Source organism: bacterium (assembly GCA_020440705.1).
In the GTDB taxonomy this organism is placed as follows: Bacteria; Krumholzibacteriota; Krumholzibacteriia; order LZORAL124-64-63; family LZORAL124-64-63; genus JAGRNP01.
Genome location: JAGRNP010000337.1, coordinates 1 through 580, shown reverse-complemented (window position 1 = coordinate 580; position 580 = coordinate 1). Strand labels below are relative to the sequence as shown.

1 protein-coding gene is annotated in these 580 nt (G+C 67.2%); it reads left to right on the top strand.

The window, feature by feature from the left end:
• Positions 1-580 (top strand): NAD(P)-dependent oxidoreductase (locus KDM41_18680; protein ID MCB1185450.1); only part of this gene is annotated, 580 nt, incomplete at both ends.

The window sequence follows — 580 nt, the reverse complement described above, 5'->3', positions numbered from 1 at the left end:
CGCGGGCTTTCTCGGTATCAACCTCGTGCGTCAGCTGCTCGAGAGCGGTCATCGTGTGCGCGCCCTGGATTGTGCGCCCTTCGACCATCCGGAACGCGATCGCGTCGAGTCATGCGTCGGCGACGTGCGGGACCGTGACTGCGTGGACGCCGCGATGTCGGGCGTGCACTGGGTGGCTCACTGCGCGGCGGCGCTGCCCTTGTATCGTGCCGAGGAGATCCACGCCGTCGACGTCGACGGCACACGGATCGTGCTCGAGTCCGCCCTGGCGCACGGCGTGCAACGGGTGGTGTTCATCTCCTCGACCGCGGTCTACGGCATCCCCGACCATCATCCCCTCGTCGAGACCGATCCGCTGCAAGGCGTGGGGCCTTATGGTCAGGCCAAGATCGACGCCGAACGGATCTGTGAAGGGTTTCGCACGCGCGGTCTGTGCGTGCCGGTGCTGAGGCCGAAGACCTTCGTCGGCCCCGAGCGTCTGGGCGTGTTCAGCATGCTCTACGAATGGGCCAGCGAGGGACACGGTTTCCCGATCCTCGGCGGCGGCCGGAATCGCTACCAGCTGCTCGACGTCGCCGAC